Here is a 16912-nt window from a genome sequence, read left to right as displayed (position 1 = left end):
ACAGACTTAAAAATCCTAAGTTTTAGGGTCTCTTCTAAAAAGTTCGATAATATTAAAAATAAGAATACAAAACACAACCCAGATAAAGCCGGCAATGTAACCTCCAGCGATGTCTGACGGAAAGTGAACCCCTAAATAAATACGACTTATTCCTATACTTAAAATTAGAACTGCCAGAAGCAAAATTAAACCGGCTTTAAGAAACGTATTTATACTGAATCGAAACACGAGGTAAATAAGAAAACCATAAAAGGCCATTGCACTCATTGCATGACCACTAGGATAGCTTAACGTTTCTACCGAAACTAAATGCTCTATTCCCGGGCGAGCACGATCTATAAATCGCTTTAGAATTACGTTAGAGACCGAAGCTAATATTAAAACAGCGATAGTTTGTAAAACATACTTCCAGCGTTTAAAGAAGAAATAAGAGATTATTGTTGCAAGTCCTACCACGGTGAGATAACCATAGAGGTCACCCACATTGGTTACAAAAACAAAATACTGAGTGAGTAGTGGTGTTCTAAAGGAGATTACATAATCTGTAATTTGTGTATCGTAAGTCGCAAGAATTTCAGTTTTAAGTGTTTCTGTAAGTTCTATAAATGTATTTATGCAGAACACCACAATTATTAAGGCCAAAATTACAGTAATAAAATAGGGTAGTTTACTGTCATACTGCTTGAATTTACGCTGTAAAAAGTTTTTCAGGTTCTTAATAAATTCAAATAAAGATTGTCTCATAATATGTGTAAAAACCGGCAAAGAAAACTTGTGCAAGAATAAAGATTCAAAATAAAGAATTTGAAATTAGAATTTTCTTTCTTTTTCCTTAAAATGTATAATTCTGTAAACTAAATCTCGCCATTCAGTTTAGCAGGTTCGGTATTATCAATGCCACTAACGTCTACAGAAACTCTTCCATCTTTTTGAGAAATTAGATACGTAAATTTTTCACCCCATTTAATTTCATTGAATTTATAAGAAGAGCGGGAGTAAACAGATTGAGAAAAACTTTCATCAAAAGCTTTAATAACAATTATAATTTCGGCATCCCTTTTAAAAAAAGCTTCGGGTTTAATCTGGTAAAACGGACTCTCACGGGTAATAGGATGAACCAGCGTCCAGGTGGCCGGTAAAAATGCAACTTTAGATCGCTCAAGGTCAAGAGGAAAAAAACTGCGTAATTCAGAATTTTCACGAAGTATAGAAAGCGACACTGAAGCTTCTAACTCTAGAAGTTGATTTCCGTGTGGATTAACTACTCTAAACATAAAACCGTTTATGTCCTGATAGGGAGCAATGACAGCAAATTTGCTATATTTTAATTTTGCGGCGGGTTTTGAAAATCTTCCGTAGACCATACCGGTTGCCAGAGCAAAGCCCAGTAAACCCATCATAGACTCTGTGGCAGCTAGAATATTAGTTAAAATCCCTATAGGAGCGACCTGCCCGTAACCCAACGTAGTAATTGTTTGAGCGCTAAAGAAAAAGGCTTCAGTAAATTGTTCTAAAAAGGTGGTACCATAAATACCTGTAAGGTGCTCAATACCTACCAGCATATACAATGAGGCAAACAACAGGTTTATACAAAAATAAGTACCTAAAATTATTAATAAAAACTGCAGCCAGGACATAGAAACCAGAACATGAAAGAAATTAATACGTTCTAATACCCCTACATTATCTTTCTTAATATTAAAAGAGCCGTTTTTATTTAAAACCCGATAATTACCGGCAGTGGCTTTTTCTCCCAGACCAAAGTCATTAAAGTTTTTCTGACTGTATTTTGAGGAAGATTCTTTGATACTCATTATAGACTACGCTATTTTATAAATGTTTTCTACCAACTTGAAAATATAATAAAATACGCTGTTAGTCGAGCTAATATTCTATTTATAACATTTAATAGTTGCTTTACTCATCCTAACTTCTTTAATTTAGATTAGTATTCCTAATAAACATAAGCTGTATTTATTTTGATTTTTTTCTAAAAAGTCTGGCGATGCTTTTACCCAGTTGATCTAGCTTTTCTAACGGTGCATTGAGTGTTGGGTTTTTAAAGTCTATTTTAGGACTGTTAAGCGCACCTGCCTGCATAGGATAGATAAGCATATAACTTGTTTCTTTAAAATATTTATTGAGGTAATTAGGTATTTTAGACATTGTATTATTATAGGACGGTTTATCAATTCGACTTAAAACAAGAATTAAATTATCATCCTGCTTAAAATTTTTAGCCAGAATTAAAAAGTCCTCCCAGTTGCTAAATTCTTCAAAAGTACAATCAAGTGTTTGTTTAGATTGAAGTTGTTCTATAAAACGAAGGGTTTCTTTATTTGCGTAAAAAACCAGTTGAGCTCCAGTGTTTTTAGCAATGTTCCAGATCTTGACAATCCAAAAGGGGAAACCCATATCTTTTTCTGAATTTTCTGGCACAATGATCAGGTGTCTTTTAATTGTATTTAGAGGCTGAGCAGGTTTATAAACCAGCGTAGTGGTGTTACATTTTGTAAGAATACCTTCAGTTAGGTTGCCTAAAAAAGAATCAGAAATACCTTTGCTTATGTGAAGGCCTAATATTAAATCGGTGATTTTTTGTTCTTTAACTACGCTTGTAATTCCGTTAACAATACTGGAGTCGTAGCGCAAAATCTCCTGAAGTCTGTTATCTGTGGCAGAAGCGGTAATTGTAGCTTTATGTAAAATTTTCTGTGCCTGTTTGTCACCGGTATTATCTATTGTGCTGTTATCAACAATACTTAAGGCATACAAGCCATCTTTATTTGTTTTTGATTTAACAGTAATTCCTAAATTAATGAGTTCGTCTATAGTGTCAATATTGCTTATAGGTATTAATACTCTTTCGTTGTTTTCAAGAATATCAGATTCAGCATTTAAACTTTCAGAAAGGGCGATATTTTTAGCACCCCGCTGCGCAACAAATGAAGCGATAGTACAGGTAAACAAAATCATTAAAATTGTTCCGTTTAAAATGTTTTCGCTGAGTAAGCGTATAGGCTCACCAGCTGGCGTTTCCCCAGTAATAATATTATAACCTACTAAAACGGCTGCTAGTGTAGCAGCTGCCTGAGCATTACTTAAACCAAAAATTAATCGACGTTGATCTGCAGAAAATTGAAACGTTTTTTGAGTAAACCAGGCAGCTAAAAATTTTGCTGAAGTTGCAACAATAATCATAACCAGCGCCACTTTTATGGTTTTAAGATCATTAAAGAATACGCGGTAATCTATAAGCATTCCTACCCCAATAAGAAAAAACGGAATAAATATAGCATTGCCCACAAACTCAATGCGATTCATTAAAGGAGAGGTATGTGGTATTAAGCGGTTGAGCGCTAAACCAGATAAGAATGCCCCTATAATGGCTTCAACTCCTGCCAGTTCTGCTAAGACAGCTCCAAGAAAGACCATAACCAGAACAAAAATATATTGAGATACACTATCGTCAAATCGCTTAAAAAACCACCGGCCAATGATAGGGAAGAGCATCATTACTGTTAAACCAAATAACAAGATATATATAGTAAGTCTAATCCAAAATAATGTATTTACTTCTCCCGTTGTCATACCTACAATAACGGCCAAGACGAGTAGAGCTAAAGTATCTGTAATTAATGTGCCACCTACAGTAATATTAACAGCTATATTTTTTGCAACCCCCATTTTACTAACTAATGGGTATGCTATTAAGGTATGAGAGGCAAACATACTGGCTAATAATACAGATGTAGGAATTGAAAGTTTAAGAACATACAGACCGGCGAGTGTTCCTAATAGCATAGGAATACAAAATGTATATAGTCCAAAAATGATACTCTTTTTACTATTCTTTTTAAAGTCTGCCAGATCTATCTCTAATCCTGCCAAAAACATTATATATAAAAGCCCGGCAGTACCCGAAAGAATAATACCATTATCCCGTTCTATAAGATTGATGCCTTTGGGACCTACCAGTGCTCCGGCAATAATTAATCCCAATAGATACGGTATTTTTATCTTATTCAGAATAATAGGAGCAAAGAGAATAATTACCAGTATTAAAAGAAATTTCAATACAGGATTGGTAAGCGGTAAGGCCAATTCTAGAAGCATCAAAATAAGAAAATTTTAGTTTTAATACCTGTTTATCAAGCCTGCAGCTCAATAGTCTCAGGAAGTAAATCTAATCTTATAATTGATTCAGAAATCTTAAAAAATGAGATAGCGTGAAATAATTTTCAGCCAAAATATTTAACCTAAAATTTAATTTAGTCTGTGACATTTTAGGCCTTTTACAATTTTAAAATACGGAAAAGGGCATTATCTAATTTAAGATAATGCCCTTGTTTTTTAATAAACGCGTTTACTGGTAGGTTCTATTATTAATCTCGTGCAACTGAGAAAAACTATTAGATTACGTTAAATACAAATCCTAATAGCCAATATAAGATAGCAAACACGACTATGGTTCCTATACAGCCACAACGACCGCCACCTATTTTTTTTGCGCCCCAGCCGGCAAGTAATGCTCTAAATAAATTTTTCATTGTATTGCTTAGTTTGTTCTGTCGCTAAATTACTTTTTTCTTTTCAGCCAAAAATTTTTTACCACAGATTAACAATACTTTATACTCTCAAGCTAGAATCTGCAAAAGCACCTTTGTAATTTTAATCTAATTAATTTAATAATAAAGACTTTGTTAAAAGTCTGCTTTGCAAATGAATTAGATACTTATGAAAACTATACAATTAGGAAGGACAGATTTAAAAATACCACCTATCACTTTTGGCGGCAATGTTTTTGGATGGACAGCAGATAAGAAAACCTCTTTCTATTTGTTAGATGCACTGTTAGATAGAGGATTCAACTTTATAGACTCTGCTAATGTTTACTCATATTGGGCAGAAGGTAATTCTGGCGGTGAAAGCGAGATGATATTAGGGGAGTGGATGCAAGCGCGTAAAAATCGAGACAAAATTATACTTGCAACTAAAGTTGGTAGCCCTATGGGAGCTGGTGCACCTAATCTATCTGCATCTTATATAAACGAGCAAATAGAATTGAGTTTAAAACGTTTACATACTGAATATGTAGATGTTTATTTTAGTCATAAATATGATGACAGCACCACACAACGGGAGACCTTATCTGTTTATAAGAATTTAATAAATGCGGGTAAAGTGCGTCATATAGGTGCTTCTAATTTTCCTTTAGCAATTTTAAGGGAGGCAATAGCACTTTCTAAAGAAGATAGTTTACCGCGATATGAAGTGATTCAACCTGAATATAATCTTATGGAACGCTCAGGTTTTGAAGGTGAATATCAACGTTTTTGTGTAGAAAATGAACTGAGTGTTACTAGTTATTTTACATTGGCCAGCGGTTTTCTTACCGGTAAATATGATTCAAAAGATGCGGCTGCTGGTAAAGATCGCGAACCTTTTTTAAAAAAGTATTTTAATGATAAAGGCGAGGCGGTTTTAAAAGCTTTAAAGAAAATTGCTCATAAACACCAGGTATCTGAAGCTGCAGTAACACTTGCCTGGACGATGGCACAACCTGGTATAACGTCTCCTATAGCCAGTGCAACAAAGAAAGAGCATTTGCAGGCATTTGATGAGGCGCTTCTCTTAAATCTAGATCAGGAAGATCAAGATCGTTTAAATTCAGCTAGTAAATAATTAGATAACCCTAACCTACAACCAATGAAATCTATATTTTTAAAATCTACAGCAATCCTGCTTTTAATTACTTTTAGTAGTTGCCAGAATAGCGAAAAAAATAAGGAAAACACGGAAGTTTTAAACCTTGAAAAAAGTGCTTTAGACTCACTTACTGAAAAAGCCAAAGAGCGACTAGAAAAAGTTCCTCAGGGAATGCGCAACAGCGATCTTTTTAGCACAGAAATTTTAAAACCTACACAACTTTTTGATAATGTCTATTACATAGGTTACATGGGTGTGGGTGTGTTTTTAATTAATACAACAGATGGTCTTATTTTAATAGACAGTATGTGGAATCAAAATGATGCAGAAACTGTGATTGTTCCGGGTATTAAGGAGTTAGGTTTTGATCCTGCACAGGTGAAAAAGATTCTAATAACCCATGAGCATTCAGACCATTATGGGGGAGCACGTTTCTTTGAAAAAAACTACGGTTCTGAAGTACTAATGAGCAAAACAGCCTGGGAAGGTTTGCATAGTAACGATGCTGAAGTATTAACTGATCCTTTTGGAAATTTATCTAGTGAACTTGAAGTTCCTAAACAATATACTGAGGTTAAAAATGGTGAGAACATTAGTTTAGGTGATAAATCGATAACCGTTTATCTTACTCCAGGTCATGCACCCGGTGGACTGTCGTTACTATTTTCGGTAGAAGAGCAGGGAGAGAAACATACAGTTGCATTATGGGGAGGCACAGGTTTACCTAAAACCTTAGAGGCTAATCAGAATTACCTTAACTCCCTTAATATGTTTCAGGACGCAGCCAACAAAGCTCAAGCAGATGTAAATTTATCCAACCATCCTTTTAACATAGGACTTGTAAAAGACATGGAAACTTTAAGATCAAATGCTACTGGTGATAAAAATCCCCTTATTAAGGGTAATGAAAATCTGAACCAATATTTTAATACCAATTTAAAACCCAAAGTCCTTGAAAAAATACAAGAATTAAAATCAGAAATTGAAAAAAACAATTAAGGTAAATTAACATACCGACAGTTTTTTTTACCAAAGTATGCATTTTATAACCTTGATTTTAATGTAAACTGATACTATTTCTTTATATAATCTGTAACAAAAATTTAAAAAGGAAAAGAATAAGATAATTTATTAGGAGGCTAACAGCTTGTAATTACTATATTTTAGACGTTTTATTAAATTTTAACAAACGCTGTTAAGAACTTCTTAACAGCGTTTTTGTTTAAGGAGTTTTAAATTGTCGCAACTAAAAAATTAACTATGAAGATAAAACTTTACCCTATTGCAGCCTTTACGTTTGCAATGATGACGGTAGTTTCTTGTGCAAGTACTAAACAGACAAAAAAGGGAGCTGCAGCCGCAGCCTCAGAAAAGTCTGAAAAACCAAAAGGAGGACTCAAACCGTATGACAAAGTAATTACAAAAGATGCTATTTCAGATGCAGGTCTTTTCACAGTTCACAAAGTAGATGATGATTATTTCTACGAGATTGCAGACAGTCTTTTTAATCGCGAGATGCTTATGGTAAGCCGAATCGCTAAAACCGCTTCAGGTATTGGTTTTGGTGGTGGAAAGGCAAATACTGAAGTCTTACGCTGGGAGAAAAAAGATAAGAAAGTATTGGTACGCGTAGTTTCTCATCAGATTTTTGCTGTAGATTCCTTACCAATTCATGAAGCTGTAACCAATTCAAATTTTGAACCGGTTCTTTTCTCATTTGATATTAAAGCAATTAGTAAAGATTCTACTAAAACTGTAATTCAGGTAAATGATTTGTACAATACAGACGTACAGGCATTAGGGATGCCGGGATATTATAGAGAGCAGTTTAAGGTTTCTAATGTAGATAAAGACCGAAGCTATATCGAAAGTCTTAAAAGTTATCCACTGAATATTGAAGCAAGACACGTTAAAACTTACAATGCAAAAAATGCACCTAGTAATGGTAGCTTAGGTTCTATTACCGTTGAGATGAATAACAGTATGGTTCTTCTACCTAAAGTACCTATGGAAAGACGCTATTTTGATGAGCGCGTAGGCTGGTTTGCTAGAGGTCAGGTAGATTATGGTCTTGATGCTCAGGAGAGTAAAACAGTACGTTATTTAGACCGTTGGAGATTAGAAGTAAAGCCAGAAGATGTTGCTAAGTTTAATGCAGGCGAACTGGTTGAACCAAAAAAACAAATTGTTTATTATGTAGACCGTGCAACTCCAAAACAATGGGTTCCTTATATTAAACAAGGTATTGAAGATTGGCAGGTTGCTTTTGAAGCAGCAGGTTTTAAAAATGCAATTATAGCTAAAGAAGCCCCTAGTGTAGAAGAAGATCCAGAATGGTCTCCAGAAGATATTCGTTTTTCTGTAGTGCGCTATTTAGCTTCTCCTATTCCTAATGCAAACGGTCCTCACGTAAGTGATCCGCGTAGTGGAGAGATTTTAGAATCTGATATCAACTGGTACCATAACGTAATGACTTTATTGCGTAACTGGTATTTTGTACAAACAGCAGCAATTAATCCTGATGCACGTGGCGTAGCATTTAAAGATGAGATTATGGGACGTTTAATTCGTTTTGTATCTTCTCACGAAGTAGGACATACCTTAGGTTTACCTCACAATATGGGAAGCAGTGTAGCATATCCTGTAGATTCATTAAGATCAAAAAGTTTTACTGAAAAATATGGTACCGCTCCGTCAATTATGGATTATGCACGATTTAATTATATAGCACAACCAGGTGATGAAGGCGTTTCTATGATGCCTAACATAGGTATTTATGATAAATATGCGATTAACTGGGGTTACAGACCTATTTTAAATAAAAAAGAAAAGGCAGAAAAACCTATTCTTGATCAGTGGATTTTAGAACACGCAGGTGATCCTATGTACCGTTTTGGTTCTCAGCAACGCGAAGTTGTCGACCCTAGCTCTCAAACTGAAGACCTTGGCGATGATGCTATAAAAGCAAGTAATTATGGTATTGCAAATCTAAAACGTATTATTCCTAATTTAATAGAGTGGACTGCAGAAGACGGTAAAAATTATGAAGATTTAGGTACGTTATACGGGCAGGTTTTAGCACAATACAACCGCTATATGGGGCACGTTTCTAATAATATAGGTGGTGTTTATGAATACTATAAGACTTATGATCAGGATGGTGTTGTTTATATGCCAGTTCCTAAAGAGCGTCAAAAGGAAAGTCTACAGTTTTTACAGGATCAGTTATTTACAACTCCGGAGTGGATGATAGATACTGAGATTTTAAACCGAATTGAACACGACGGAAATATTGAGCGTATACGAGCGACTCAGGTACGTACTTTAGACAATGTTCTTGATTTTGGCCGTATGGGGCGTATGATTGAAAATGAAGCGCTTAATGGTAAAGATGCGTATACATTAACGCAAATGATGACAGACTTACGTACGGGTATCTTCAGTGAACTTACAAATGGCAAGAAAATAGATACTTACCGTCGTAATTTACAGCGTGCTTATGTAGAGCGTTTAGAATATTTATTGACTAAAGATCAGAGCGGCCGTAATGCTACAGACGTTAAAGTGAGCCAGTCAGATATTAGAGCTGTTTCCCGTGCAGAGTTAAATACTTTAAAACGTCTTGTTACAACTGCAGCAACACGTTCTGGAGATACTTTAAGCAGATATCACTTACAAGATTTAAAAGAGCGTATCGATTTAATTTTAGATCCTCGATAGTATTTTATATGTTTTAATTAAAAAGACCGGCGTTATAGCCGGTCTTTTTTGTTTTATAAACTTTCTAATCTAAATTATTAATTGATAAATAAAAAACACTTTTATTCTTTCTTGTGTTCATTAACTAGATAGATTTAAATGAAACAGTATTAGTTGTCTGATACTTGCCTTAGCGTATAAGAACCTTCTATTTCGTGAATTATTTCTTCTTTTTGATTACGATTTACTTTTGAAAATTTTAAAATTAAGGGGTAGACAAAACCCAACAGTAAAAGTAAAGATGCCAGTAAAACCAGCGTTGTTATATCTGCAAATTGATTTCCCGCAGTTAAAATGCCTAATATTAAAACGACTGAAAGTGGAAACGAAATGGCTAGTATGCTAATAGCATAATTTTGATTGAAGGTTTTGCTGCCTTCAGCAACTTTTTTCTCATATTTATCAACGGCTGCAATATGCGCGAATGGCCAGAAACTACAGGCGCTCAATCCAAATGCAAGTAATAACAGGCGATCTTGAGACAATTCTATTTCAGTAATCAAAATTATTCCTACACATAGAAAAATAACTACTCCCGCTCGCACTAGAAGTAAAGAAGCAATTTCAAAAAACTGACTTCGTTTTACATTCACAGAAAGTCCTATAAATAGTAATACTAAAGGAGTCATTAAGATACTTAATCTACTAAAGCTTTCACTTATTAAATAGGGTAGACTGGTTAAATTAAATCCTGTGCAAAGCAAAATTAAAGCGGCAACGATTAAAACATTTACAGGTTCTGAAATCATTGCAAGGCATAGATTTTTAAATTTTGAAACTTTTGATTTACCGGTAATACCTTGTGTTTTGTAATGCCACCGCATAGCTACTAAATATAAAATAAGAAGAACAAATAACTTGTTTCCTAAATCTGCCATAGCTGCCTTAGCTAAATATTCTTCACCCAGATACTCTAATATAAATGGAAAACAACTTAAGCCAGGCGCTAACGAAGGTAATAGGAGGTGTGCACTGCGGTAATTTGGGGTATTCTTTCTAATCGCCAAAACCGGTAATACGAGCGGAGTAATAAAAAGTAATACTACATTTATTAGTAAAGCAATTATGGGCAAAATCAGCAAAGAGGCTTCTACCTGTATACTTAAAAGAGCAATAAATATGGTTGCCGGTAAGGCGAGATTAAGAATAATCATTTTAATACCTGCCAACTCTTGCTTTCCTTTAATTTTAAACTTCAGTAGTAAACCTAAAGCTATAAAAACCAGGAATAGAAATGTTTTCTGAAGTTTAACATCCATTTTAAACTAATATTTCATCTATAGCATTGGTGAAGTATTCCATTTCTTCCATTGTACCCATACTCACGCGACACCAGTTTTGATTCCAAAATTTAAAAGCTCTAACAACAACTTTACGTTCATAGATTTGTTCTAAAAAAGCATCACCATCCATTTCTATAGGAAAAATTATAAAGTTTGTTGATGAGGGCATGTACTCAAAACCTCTTTTGTCAAGATATGCAGTTGTATAATCGCGCGCTTCTTTAATTTTAGTTTTACACATGTTTAGATATTCGGTATCATCCATGCTGGCAGAAGCAGCTGCAATTGTAGGTCCTGCGATTCCCATACCTCCACGTGTGATTTCATTTATAGCTGCCAGAGAATCTTTTTTGCCCAGCATATAGCCCATACGTAACCCGGCCATGCCATGAATTTTAGAAAAAGTACGGGTTACAAATACATTTTTACCTGCTGCAACAAGCGATGACATACTCGCATCTAATCCCTCAGGAGCCAGTTCTAAATAAGCTTCATCTACAAAAACAGGGACTTTCTCAGACACTCTACTGCAAAAATCTTTTAGCTTGACAGTATCTGTTAAGGTTGCGGTAGGATTGTTAGGGTTTGTGATGTAAACAAGTTTTGTATCTTCATCAATAGCTGCTTCCATAGCCGCTAAGTCGTGTTGATAATCAGCGGTAAGCTTTATAGGTTTCCAGGAGCCGCCGGCAGCTTTGGCAACGCTTACTAAAGACATATAACTAGGATCTGCGCTTACAACATTGCCGCCATTTTGAAATAACACCAGGGCTGTTTTCTCTAATAAATCTGAAGAACCCGGCCCCATCATAATTTGGTCTGTACTAACGCCTTCATACGTAGCAATTTTATTTACTAGATTATTTAGCGAAGACCACGAGTAATGATTACCATCCCAAACGGCATCCTGAAAAGCTTTTGCCGCTAACTTTGAAGGCCCATATGGATTTTCATTCCATACTAAGCGTGCATTTACTGTGCTTAAGTCAGGAAATTTAGGAGGTGTAAATTCATCAAAAACCGGATTCTTGTAAATAAATTTTTGATTATTAGCCTGAGCATTTTCTACTGCATTTGCCCATAAGGCGGTAGGAGCAAGGGCTAATGCACCCATAGAAAATGTAATTTTTTTAAGCCAATCGCGTCTTGGAAGATCTGAAGAATTCATATAAATTTTTATTTATAAGTAATCCTTTAAAATTAGAAAAACACCAAAACGATTGCTAAGCTAAATTCGTAAAAATTGAATTATATTTATTGTTTATGCTATAAAATTAACATTACAGTGAGAATATGATAATGTAATCTCTGTATTATAGACATTATAGTGCTATTTCTGCAACCTGATTGTAGTAATATCACGATTTTGGGGTGTATAAAAAACAAATGCCTTTAATTCTCTGAATTAAAGGCATTTGTTTAAATAGGGAACTATATTACTGCAGTTTTGTAATATCTTCCAACTGCTGTAAATCTTCGATTGTTCGGTAAATTCTTGAGAGTTGATTGTTAATTACTGTGCGTATATGTTGAGGGAATTCATGAGATTGTAATACAGTCTCATACTCGTGTGCACTATTTTTTTCACCTCTTAAGCATTCTTCAAGAACTGTAGAAACGTCTGCTTCTAGTATAGCGTTTTTTAATTCTATCCAGGTACGGTGTAAATCTGCTACGACTGTACCGCTGGATTTTGGAGTTTCATTAAGATTATGTAATTCACGATCTAATTCTGTTGCAAAACCACTTCGTTTAGCTGCCTGGCGTTGCATAAAACCTCTTAGAGCCGGGTGTTCTAAATGCTGCATAGCTCTAATAAAATCCTTTTCAGCGTCATAATTTTTAACTAATAATCTTTGTAAACTTTCGGTTAATTCGTTGTGAGTTATTTGCTTGTCAGATTCCATAGGTATACTTTATTAAGGCAACTAGCTTGTAAAAGCTGGCATATTCAATTAATTATCTTGTAAAGTTACCCTTAACATCTCTAAGTTTTATAGATTTTACAATAGGTTAACATAGAAATATGATCAAATAAGAAGTTGTAATTTTTATTTATCGTAATATTACGATAAATAGTATATGGGACTTACAAAAGAAATTTTATTTACTGAATATCAGAATGAAATGGCGCTGTATGCAAAAGCGCTTGCGCACCCGGCACGTATTGCTATTCTTCAGGAACTTTTTAAATCTAAGACCTGTATTTGTGGTGATTTGGTAAATCAATTAGGACTTGCCCAACCCACCATATCGCAACATTTAAAAGAACTTAAAAAGGTAAATCTGATTAAAGGAACAATAGAAGGGGTGCGTGTTTGTTACTGTCTGAATCAAGAAACTTTAAAATTTTTCTCTGAAAAGTTTAAAGATTTATTTGAACTGAATGAAATTAATGAGCAATCTGATTGCTGCTAAATCACTAATTATGTTATTATCTGAACTTAAAAAAAATGCATCTAAAGCCTTAAAAATAGGTTTTGAATTGCCTAACGGAAAACTTGTGCCCAGTCACTTTCATGTTACCGAAGTAGGATTAAGTTCTAAACGTTTTATTGACTGTGGGGGTCAAAAACGAATTAAAGAGACCATTGTATTACAGTTATGGTCTGCTAATGATTACAATCACAGGTTACATCCTGAAAAATTAGTTGAAATATTAACGCTTTCTGAGCGCGAATTGCAACTGCCCGATCTTGAGGTGGAAGTTGAGTATCAAGGCGAAACCATTAATATTTATAATCTAGGACATAACGGTAAGTATTTTACATTGACAGCGCAACTAACAGATTGCCTGGCAAAGGATGCCTGTGGTATTGATGAGCGTCAAACCACTCCGCTTATTAAAGCAGCTTCAGACCCTTGTATTCCCGGTAATGGATGTTGTTAGTATTATGAATAGTTTACTTAATAAATACATAAAGGATCTCGACATTGCTACACTAAGCAATGAACGTAGATCGACTTTAGATATAGTAAAAAATTACATACAATCAAAAATTGAAAGAAGCACGCCTGTAAAACTTCATTTTATTTGCACCCACAATTCAAGACGTAGTCAACTGGCTCAAATTTGGGCGCAAACTATAAGTGTGTATTATGACGTTTTTTTAGAGGCATTTTCTGGTGGAGTAGAGGTGACAGCATTTAATGAGACAGCTGTTCACGCGTTGAAAAAGGCTGGTTTTGAAGTGGTAAAAGAAGGATTTTTAAATCCAGTGTATACCTTCACATTTGATTCATATAAGCCCTCAATTAAAGCATGGTCAAAGTTATTTGATGATGCTACAAATCCACAAACTGGTTTTGCGGCGTTGATGACATGCGCTGATGCAGATGAAAACTGTCCCTTCATTCCGGGTGCAGAAAAACGTTTACCATTGCGATATGATGATCCAAAGATTTCTGATGGTACAACGCAAGAAGAAGAGGTATATGCCGCTAGAAGCAAACAAATTGCTACAGAAATGAAGTACATATTTAGTACTTTAAATACCTGATAATATTTGTATTTCCATACAAAAAGCTGATTTTACAATCAGCTTTTTTACATTGAGGAGCTACTTAAAGGTATATTTGCGTCATAAAATAGGTTTATGGCTAAAAATGATCCCTACGCGGCATTACAATACAAAGAGTTCAATATTTTTTTACTCGTTCGCTTTGCTATGGTATTTGCCTGGTCTATGCAATTTGTAGTGATCGAGTGGGAAGTTTATAGTATTACTAAAAATCCGTTATCTCTAGGTATTATAGGTTTAATGGAAGTTATTCCTGCTGTTTCTTTAGCTTTATTTGCAGGACATATTGTAGATCAAAATGAAAAAAGAAATCTACTTTTTAAATGCCTATTAGGTTTTTCGGTAATAAGTATTGGTCTGTTTTTATTAACCTGGCCACAATTTACAGCTTCGATTTCTACTAATGTAACCTTAAACTGTATCTATTTTTTAGTTTTTTTAGGTGGTGTAGTACGCGCCTTTCTGGGACCCACTATTTTCTCACTGTTTTCTCTGGTAGTTCCTAAAAAAGTTTACCCTAATGCAGCCACGTGGAGTAGTAGTGTCTGGCAAATGGGAGCTGTTCTGGGTCCTGCTTTGGGAGGTTTTGCGATAAACTGGCTGGGAGTTCACTGGTCTATGTGTTTGATATTTGGTTTTTCTTTATTCGCTCTAATCTGTTTGTCTCAGATTAAGAAAAAACCCATATTAAATCCTAACATTGGTGAGCCTATTTTAAAAAGCTTAAAAGAGGGAATTCAATTTGTACGCAATAGCAAAGCAGTTTTAGGAGCGTTGAGTTTAGATATGGTGGCCGTTCTTTTTGGAGGGGCAGTTGCTTTACTTCCTATTTATGCGCAGGATGTTTTAAAAGTGGGTCCGGAGGGTTTTGGAATTTTACGTGCGGCTCCTGCCGTGGGAGCACTGATTACTATGTTTACTTCGGCATATTTTCCATTGTATAAAAAAGCCGGCTTAAAATTATTAGCTGCGATTTTTGGTTTTGGCGTTTGTATAATCGTATTTGGATTATCTACAACATTCTGGCTCTCTGTGGCGGCCTTATTTATGAGTGGTGTTACAGATGGTATTTCTATGATTATACGGCAAACCATTTTACAACTTAGAACACCAGACTCGATGCGGGGGCGGGTAGCTTCAGTAAATTCTATGTTTGTAGGTAGTTCTAATGAACTGGGAGCTTTTGAAAGCGGTCTTACGGCAAAACTAATGGGAACGGTAACTGCTGTAGTCTTTGGAGGAAGTATGACGCTAATTACAGTTGTTTTTACAGGGATTATTTCACCTAAATTCAGAAAATTAGACCTTCGGAAAGATCTGCAAGAACACGATACTCAAAATTGAATTTAAAATCCGGCAGGCTTCGGTAAAGTACCTACAGTATTCTTATTTACGTTAACCGTAAAGCCGGGCACTTCTTTAGCTAGTAAACCTTTTCTAAATATGATTATATTCATGTGTAAATCTATAGTAGTAACCGGGTTTGCTGAAGTTCTAAAGATTCCCCCATTATTTATAAAGCATTTAATATACCATTTTTTATCTAACGCATTTTTATAGGCATAAACCTGATAGCCTTCAACAATGTTATTTACGGTTCCGCTTGCGGTAATCACGCTAGTAGAGCCGGTACCGTGTTCTACAAAATAATATCCCTGTACCGAAAGTATATAATCGTCTGTACTTATTTTTGTATTATAATCTGTAATACCAAATCGCGAAGTATTGCTGAAAACCAATTCAGCATAATTAATAGGACCATATTTACTTACTGATATATCATACTGAACAATTGAATTATCTGTTCTTTCAATTATAAGCTTAGATCCGCGTATTTGTGTTGAGTTTCCCGGGTTTTCTAAATAGAGCTTTTCATCTATAATCGCTGTACCATCTACATCTAATAATGCCGTAGGAGTATCTGTATTTATACCTACCTGAGCCTGAATGCTAAAAAGGTTTATAAATACAATAAAAAGAGGATGTAAAATGTATTTATTCATTTAGTATAGGTCTGGTATTGTGATAGCTGTACCTGTGTTACTGCCATTAAGGTCTGTGCGAATAACTGGTAATTTGCGATAAAATGAGGTGTCATAAACAATTAGGGTAAATTCATAAGCCACAGCATTAGATTCTACAACAGTATCTAAATATCTGTTTCTTATTTCTAAGTGCCAGGTACCATTACTTTCAAAAACGCGAACTACAAACGCTCCTATAGAATCAAGATTTGTAGTTATGGGTAGTTTTATGACAGGAGCACCTATATATCTAAAGTCTGCAATACCTACAATGTATTTATCGGTTTCAAAACTTATATCTATATCTATTAAGTTATCGTAACTCAGATTTTCAAACCGGTATTTAAAGATATTCATAGGTGCCACCGTAAGTTCATCTACATTAAGCCGGGTGATCTCACCCGTTACAGGTGTTGAGTTAGTACGGCGTGTAAGTAGTTTAAAATCTTCGTCTGTTGCGGTTACGGTAGGGAGAACATTAGTTTTAAAATTTTCCTGTACAACGACAGAACCTGCAACATGCAAGTCTGCAAGGGGCGTAGTGGTACCAATACCTACCTGTGCAAACGTTTTACCTAGTATAAAAAGAAGAATCAAAAAGTATTTTTCTTTCATA

At 34.9% G+C, this 16912-nt stretch carries 16 protein-coding genes; 7 read left to right on the top strand and 9 right to left on the bottom strand.

What is annotated here, in order from left to right; translation table 11 throughout:
• Positions 1–15 precede the first annotated feature (15 nt).
• From ACEN25_RS03045 to ACEN25_RS03030, 4 genes are all read right to left on the bottom strand, one after another.
• Positions 16–744 (bottom strand): phosphatase PAP2 family protein, encoded by a 729-nt coding sequence (locus ACEN25_RS03045; RefSeq protein WP_028375211.1) that lies wholly within the window; start codon positions 742–744, stop codon positions 16–18.
• Positions 745–854: 110 nt separating this feature from the next.
• Positions 855–1814 (bottom strand): ion channel, encoded by a 960-nt coding sequence (locus tag ACEN25_RS03040; RefSeq protein WP_441801595.1) that lies wholly within the window; start codon positions 1812–1814, stop codon positions 855–857.
• A gap of 160 nt (positions 1815–1974) precedes the next feature.
• The gene (locus ACEN25_RS03035) at positions 1975–4116 is read right to left on the bottom strand and encodes a cation:proton antiporter domain-containing protein (protein ID WP_441801707.1); all 2142 of its coding nucleotides are present in this window, start codon (positions 4114–4116) and stop codon (positions 1975–1977) included.
• Between the two features lie 296 nt (positions 4117–4412).
• Complete coding sequence (locus ACEN25_RS03030; RefSeq protein WP_441801594.1) at positions 4413–4550, bottom strand: hypothetical protein; 138 nt, start codon at positions 4548–4550, stop codon at positions 4413–4415.
• A gap of 187 nt (positions 4551–4737) precedes the next feature.
• Between ACEN25_RS03030 and ACEN25_RS03025 the strand changes: the two genes are divergently transcribed.
• From ACEN25_RS03025 to ACEN25_RS03015, 3 genes are all read left to right on the top strand, one after another.
• Positions 4738–5685: an aldo/keto reductase gene (locus tag ACEN25_RS03025; protein ID WP_441801593.1), complete on the top strand. Its 948-nt coding sequence runs from the start codon at positions 4738–4740 to the stop codon at positions 5683–5685.
• Positions 5686–5709: 24 nt separating this feature from the next.
• Positions 5710–6708 (top strand): MBL fold metallo-hydrolase, encoded by a 999-nt coding sequence (locus tag ACEN25_RS03020; protein WP_441801592.1) that lies wholly within the window; start codon positions 5710–5712, stop codon positions 6706–6708.
• Between the two features lie 261 nt (positions 6709–6969).
• The gene (locus ACEN25_RS03015; RefSeq protein ID WP_441801591.1) at positions 6970–9429 is read left to right on the top strand and encodes a zinc-dependent metalloprotease; all 2460 of its coding nucleotides are present in this window, start codon (positions 6970–6972) and stop codon (positions 9427–9429) included.
• Between the two features lie 149 nt (positions 9430–9578).
• On the opposite strand, the gene ACEN25_RS03010 is transcribed toward ACEN25_RS03015, so the two are convergent.
• From ACEN25_RS03010 to ACEN25_RS03000, 3 genes are all read right to left on the bottom strand, one after another.
• Entirely contained in the window at positions 9579–10727 is a 1149-nt protein-coding gene (locus tag ACEN25_RS03010; RefSeq protein ID WP_441801590.1) for a permease, read from the bottom strand.
• Between the two features lies 1 nt (position 10728).
• Positions 10729–11919: a pyridoxal phosphate-dependent aminotransferase gene (locus tag ACEN25_RS03005; protein WP_441801589.1), complete on the bottom strand. Its 1191-nt coding sequence runs from the start codon at positions 11917–11919 to the stop codon at positions 10729–10731.
• Positions 11920–12187: 268 nt separating this feature from the next.
• A complete protein-coding gene (locus ACEN25_RS03000; RefSeq protein WP_441801588.1) occupies positions 12188–12658 on the bottom strand; it encodes a ferritin-like domain-containing protein in 471 nt (156 codons plus the stop codon).
• Between the two features lie 175 nt (positions 12659–12833).
• Here ACEN25_RS03000 and ACEN25_RS02995 point away from each other — a divergent pair, with 175 nt between their 5' ends.
• The 4 genes from ACEN25_RS02995 (at position 12834) to ACEN25_RS02980 (ending at position 15616) form a co-directional block, all read left to right on the top strand.
• A complete protein-coding gene (locus ACEN25_RS02995; RefSeq protein ID WP_441801587.1) occupies positions 12834–13169 on the top strand; it encodes an ArsR/SmtB family transcription factor in 336 nt (111 codons plus the stop codon).
• Between the two features lie 10 nt (positions 13170–13179).
• Positions 13180–13641 carry a DUF6428 family protein gene (locus ACEN25_RS02990; RefSeq protein ID WP_441801586.1) on the top strand — a complete coding sequence of 154 codons (462 nt, stop codon included), beginning with the start codon at positions 13180–13182 and terminating at the stop codon, positions 13639–13641.
• 4 nt (positions 13642–13645) lie between these two features.
• The gene (locus tag ACEN25_RS02985) at positions 13646–14251 is read left to right on the top strand and encodes a protein-tyrosine-phosphatase (RefSeq protein ID WP_441801585.1); all 606 of its coding nucleotides are present in this window, start codon (positions 13646–13648) and stop codon (positions 14249–14251) included.
• A gap of 96 nt (positions 14252–14347) precedes the next feature.
• Complete coding sequence (locus ACEN25_RS02980; protein WP_441801584.1) at positions 14348–15616, top strand: MFS transporter; 1269 nt, start codon at positions 14348–14350, stop codon at positions 15614–15616.
• A 2-nt stretch (positions 15617–15618) separates the two neighbouring features.
• On the opposite strand, the gene ACEN25_RS02975 is transcribed toward ACEN25_RS02980, so the two are convergent.
• Positions 15619–16275, bottom strand: coding sequence for a hypothetical protein (locus ACEN25_RS02975; RefSeq protein WP_441801583.1), 657 nt, complete (start codon positions 16273–16275; stop codon positions 15619–15621).
• Positions 16276–16911 (bottom strand): hypothetical protein, encoded by a 636-nt coding sequence (locus tag ACEN25_RS02970; protein ID WP_441801582.1) that lies wholly within the window; start codon positions 16909–16911, stop codon positions 16276–16278. It abuts the gene before it with no gap.
• Position 16912 lies beyond the last annotated feature (1 nt).

It is taken from the genome of Leeuwenhoekiella sp. W20_SRS_FM14 (genome assembly GCF_052119605.1).
Taxonomy (GTDB): Bacteria; Bacteroidota; Bacteroidia; order Flavobacteriales; family Flavobacteriaceae; genus Leeuwenhoekiella.
The sequence above is the reverse complement of the archived record's forward strand: the minus strand, read 5'-3'. Positions and strand labels throughout refer to the sequence as shown.

Bases quoted from the DNA above. Each gene is read 5' to 3' on its own strand.
- ACEN25_RS03035 (WP_441801707.1), bottom strand. From the start codon at position 4,116: ATGCTTCTAGAATTGGCCTTACCGCTTACCAATCCTGTATTGAAATTT.
- ACEN25_RS03025 (WP_441801593.1), top strand. From the start codon at position 4,738: ATGAAAACTATACAATTAGGAAGGACAGATTTAAAAATACCACCTATC.
- ACEN25_RS02990 (WP_441801586.1), top strand. From the start codon at position 13,180: ATGTTATTATCTGAACTTAAAAAAAATGCATCTAAAGCCTTAAAAATA.
- ACEN25_RS03020 (WP_441801592.1), top strand. From the start codon at position 5,710: ATGAAATCTATATTTTTAAAATCTACAGCAATCCTGCTTTTAATTACT.
- ACEN25_RS02980 (WP_441801584.1), top strand. From the start codon at position 14,348: ATGGCTAAAAATGATCCCTACGCGGCATTACAATACAAAGAGTTCAAT.
- ACEN25_RS03005 (WP_441801589.1), bottom strand. From the start codon at position 11,919: ATGAATTCTTCAGATCTTCCAAGACGCGATTGGCTTAAAAAAATTACA.
- ACEN25_RS02975 (WP_441801583.1), bottom strand. From the start codon at position 16,275: ATGAATAAATACATTTTACATCCTCTTTTTATTGTATTTATAAACCTT.
- ACEN25_RS02995 (WP_441801587.1), top strand. From the start codon at position 12,834: ATGGGACTTACAAAAGAAATTTTATTTACTGAATATCAGAATGAAATG.
- ACEN25_RS02970 (WP_441801582.1), bottom strand. From the start codon at position 16,911: ATGAAAGAAAAATACTTTTTGATTCTTCTTTTTATACTAGGTAAAACG.
- ACEN25_RS03010 (WP_441801590.1), bottom strand. From the start codon at position 10,727: ATGGATGTTAAACTTCAGAAAACATTTCTATTCCTGGTTTTTATAGCT.
- ACEN25_RS03000 (WP_441801588.1), bottom strand. From the start codon at position 12,658: ATGGAATCTGACAAGCAAATAACTCACAACGAATTAACCGAAAGTTTA.
- ACEN25_RS03015 (WP_441801591.1), top strand. From the start codon at position 6,970: ATGAAGATAAAACTTTACCCTATTGCAGCCTTTACGTTTGCAATGATG.
- ACEN25_RS03045 (WP_028375211.1), bottom strand. From the start codon at position 744: ATGAGACAATCTTTATTTGAATTTATTAAGAACCTGAAAAACTTTTTA.
- ACEN25_RS03040 (WP_441801595.1), bottom strand. From the start codon at position 1,814: ATGAGTATCAAAGAATCTTCCTCAAAATACAGTCAGAAAAACTTTAAT.
- ACEN25_RS02985 (WP_441801585.1), top strand. From the start codon at position 13,646: ATGAATAGTTTACTTAATAAATACATAAAGGATCTCGACATTGCTACA.
- ACEN25_RS03030 (WP_441801594.1), bottom strand. From the start codon at position 4,550: ATGAAAAATTTATTTAGAGCATTACTTGCCGGCTGGGGCGCAAAAAAA.